3 protein-coding genes are annotated in these 3,941 nt (G+C 63.9%); all 3 read left to right on the top strand.

Annotated elements, in window-relative coordinates; genetic code table 11:
• Nucleotides 1-66 precede the first annotated feature (66 nt).
• The gene (locus B4E36_RS13215; RefSeq protein WP_292057715.1) at nt 67-1,596 is read left to right on the top strand and encodes a sugar ABC transporter ATP-binding protein; all 1,530 of its coding nucleotides are present in this window, start codon (nt 67-69) and stop codon (nt 1,594-1,596) included.
• Entirely contained in the window at nt 1,586-2,578 is a 993-nt protein-coding gene (locus tag B4E36_RS13210) for an ABC transporter permease (protein WP_018064280.1), read from the top strand. The genes B4E36_RS13215 and B4E36_RS13210 overlap by 11 nt, the downstream gene beginning before the upstream one ends.
• Nucleotides 2,579-2,598: 20 nt before the next feature.
• Nucleotides 2,599-3,941 (top strand): dihydroxyacetone kinase family protein (locus tag B4E36_RS13205; protein ID WP_345900453.1); only part of this gene is annotated, 1,343 nt, incomplete at its 3' end.

The raw sequence follows: 3,941 nt of genomic DNA, 5'->3' as shown, positions 1-3,941 counted from the left end.
GTATGCGGCCCGCGTTCCTTTCAATGCCACGCGATGGATTGATCGGAAACATGCTCAGGAGGACACATGACCTACCTCAAGGCACGCGGCCTCGGCAGGGTTTTTCCCGGCGTGACCGCGCTTGACGACGTCGATCTCGACATCGAACTGGGGCGGACCCACATTCTGGCCGGCGAAAACGGTGCCGGAAAATCCACACTGGTGAAGATCCTGACCGGCTCCGACCGCGCCACCACCGGCACGATCGAGATCGATGGCAAGGATCCCGTCGATCATCCCGATCTCTTTCGCAACATTGCCTATGTGCCGCAGGAACTGTCGCTGTTCGCCGATGTCAGCGTGGCGGAAAACCTGTTCATGCCCTTCGATCGCACCGGACACGGCCCGTTCGTGAACCGGCGGCGGATGGAGCGGGAGGCGCAGACCTATCTCGACAGGTTCGGCATTGACGCGAGGCCGTCCGATCTCGTGCGGCACATATCGGTGCCCGACCAGCAGCTTCTGCAGATCGCCCGCGCCTCGACCAACAAGGACATGAAGGTCCTGATCCTGGACGAGCCGACCTCGGCTTTGACTGCCCGCGAAGTGGCTCGGATCTTCAAGGTGATCCGCGGATTTCTGGACCGGGACCACGCGATCGTCTTCATCTCGCACAAGATGGAAGAGGTCTTCGAGATCGGCGACGACTACACCGTTCTGCGCAATGGCCGGAAGGTGGATGCGGGCCGGATCGCCGATATCGACGAGACCGCGCTGATCCGGGCGATGTCCGGCCGCGAGGTGGCGATCGACGAGCACTTCCGGCCAAACTGCCCCGTCAGCGACACGATCATGACCGTCGAACACCTGTCGGGTCACATGTTCGATGACATCAGCTTCAGCCTGAAACGCGGCGAGATTCTCGGCTTTGCCGGACTGGTGGGCGCGGGCCGCTCGGAACTGATGCAGACCATCTTCGGCTTTCGCAAGGCATCGTCCGGCAAGGTCGAGGTCGAAGGCCGCAAATGGCGGCTGAACGACACGGCCGCCTCGGTCAATGCCGGCATGCTCTATCTCTCCGAGGAACGCAAGCATCACGGAATTTTTCCGCTGCTGTCGCTGCGCGAAAATATCGGCATCTCCGCATTGTCGCTCACCTCGGGCGCTGCCGGCATCGATTTCGGCAAGGAAAGCAAGCTCGTGCGCCGGGTGATCGATGACTACGACATCCAGGCGTCGAGCCCCGGCCAGCGGATTTCCAACCTCTCCGGCGGCAACCAGCAAAAGGCGATCATCGGCCGGGCCATGGCCACCACGCCCCGCATCCTGATCTTCGACGAGCCGACCAAGGGCATCGACATCCGCACCAAGGCGGAGATTTACCGGATCATGAGAGAGCTCGCCGAGGACGGCGTCGGCATTATCCTGATCTCCTCGGAGATGACGGAACTCAGGCGCTGCGCAAGCCGGATCATCACCATGCATGGCGGCCGCATCACCGGCGATTTCGATGCCGCCGCCACCGATACCGAAACATTGGTTGGCGCGATCTTCGCGACCGGCGCCGGGTCTGAGGCACAGACCCCGAACGAGGCAGAGGCTTCCCATGTCAACTGACAAGACCACTCAAACACGCGCGCCATCGGCGCTTGCAATCCTGGTCCGCAATCCGCTCGCCGGCGTCTTCGTGGCGCTGGTCGTCATTTTCGCCATTTCGGCTTTGGTATCGCCCTACTTCCTGTCGGGCTACAACATGTCGGTAATCGCGCGCGGCCTGGCCTTTGTCGGGCTGGTCACCATCGCGCAGTCGTCGCTGATGATTCTGGGCGAGCTCGATCTGTCGCTTGGAACCATCGGCGGCCTGTGCGGCGTGGTTTCCGGCATGCTGATGGTGCAGGCCGGCCTCCCCTGGGGCATGGCCCTGGTTCTGGCGCTGGCGCTGGGCATGGCGCTCGGCTTCCTCAACGGCTTCCTGGTCACGACACTCGGCCTGCACTCTTTGGTTCTGACAATCGGCACGGCGGGCATTTACGGCGGGGCGATTCTCGTTCTGACCAAGGGCGTCGCGATCACCGGCATTCCGCAGGGCATCCAGTTCCTCGGCCGGGGCGATGTCTTCGGCCTTCCGGTGCCTTTCCTCATCATGCTGGTGGTACTGGTCATCGCGCTTTTTCTGACGATGAAGACGTCGATGGGCCGCTACATGTACGCCATCGGCAACAATGCGGCGGCAGCCCGCATGCTGGGCATTCGCGTCGACCGGATTCGTATTCTCGTCTTCACCTTCGCCGGCATGCTGTCCGCGCTCGCGGGCCTCTTGATGGTGGCGCGGCTTGGCACAGCCCAGCCTTCAATCGGCCAGACCTGGGTGCTTGCCCCGATCGCGGCGGCGGTCATCGGCGGGGTGGCGACGACAGGCGGCGTCGGCTCGCCGCTCGGCGCGATCTTCGGCGCCTGCATCATCGCCATCATCGAGAACATCATTGTCCTGTTCGGCGTCTCGCCCTATTGGCAGGGCGTCGTGTCCGGTGCCATCGTGGTCATCGCGATCTCGTTTGATGCGATCTCCCGCCGCTATCTTCGCCGCGACGGCGCATGAACTGACAAAGTGGAATTCAAATGACCAAGACCAAAAAACTCATCAACGCGCCCGAAGACATCATCCCGCAACTCATCTCCGGCATGGTGGCGGCGCATCCTGACATGCTGACGCGCGAAGGCGGCACGGGCCGCGCCATTGTCGCCGTGGATGGCCCGCGTGACGGCAAGGTGGGTATCGTCGTCGGCGGCGGTTCGGGCCACGAGCCCGCCTTTGCCGGCTATGTGGGGCGCGGCCTTGCCGATGCGGCCGCGGTCGGCAACATCTTTGCATCCCCCTCGCCCGAGCAGATCCTCGACGCCGCCCGGGCGGCCGACGGCGGCGCGGGCGTGGTTTTCCTTTATGGCAACTACACCGGCGACGTGATGAACTTCACGATGGCCGCGGAGGAGCTTGAGGCCTCGGGCACGCAGGTGCGCCAGGTGCAGGTTGCCGACGACGTCGCCTCCGCACCGAAGGAACGGCGCGCGGAGCGACGCGGCATTGCCGGCGACTTCTTCGTGTTCAAGATCGCCGGCGCGGCGGCCGATCTGGGCGAACCGCTTGCCCGGGTCGAGGCGCTGGCACAGAAGGCCAATGACGCAACGCTGTCAATGGGCGTTGCACTCGGCGCCTGCTCCCTGCCTCAGACCGGCAAGCCGAATTTCGAGATCGGCGACGATGAGATGGAAATCGGCATGGGCCTTCACGGCGAGCCGGGCGTCCGCCGCGAGAAGCTGGCACCGGCCGATACGGTGACGGACGAACTGATGGACACCATCCTCGGCGAAATGGCCCCCGCCAAGGGGGACCGCGTCGCCGTGCTCGTCAACGGGCTGGGCTCGACATCACTGGTCGAACTCTACATCATCTTCGACCGGCTCAAGCATATCCTGGACGACAGGGGCATCGAGATCCATCACTCATGGGTGGGCGAATACGCCACCTCTCTGGAAATGGCGGGCGCGTCGATCACGCTGATCAAGCTGGACGACGAGTTGACGCGGCTTCTGGACCATCCCTGCCGGACGCCGGCCCTGACGGTCGGAGCCATCGAGGGCGCCGCGGCAAGCAGCGCCCGCTCGGCCAGAAGAACGGCCCAGGCTGGGGACACGCCTGCCAAGGCGAAAACCGCAACCAATCTGAAGCGCGAAGGGATCATTACGCCCGAAATCTTCCGCGCCATGATGCAGCGGGCCGGCGACGAGATCATTGCCGAGCGCGACTGGCTGTCCGAACTGGATGGCGTCATCGGTGACGGCGATCACGGCGTGACCATGGAAATCGGCTGGAAGGCCGTCCAGGGCGCGCTCGCCAATGCCGAGGAAGACGAGACCATCGAGGGAAGCTGCAAGCGCATGGCCAAGGCCTTCCTCGATGCCGT

The sequence above is a fragment of the Martelella sp. UBA3392 genome (assembly GCF_002358775.1).
GTDB classification, from domain to species: Bacteria; Pseudomonadota; Alphaproteobacteria; order Rhizobiales; family Rhizobiaceae; genus Martelella; species Martelella mediterranea.
The sequence above is the reverse complement of the archived record's forward strand: the minus strand, read 5'-3'. Positions and strand labels throughout refer to the sequence as shown.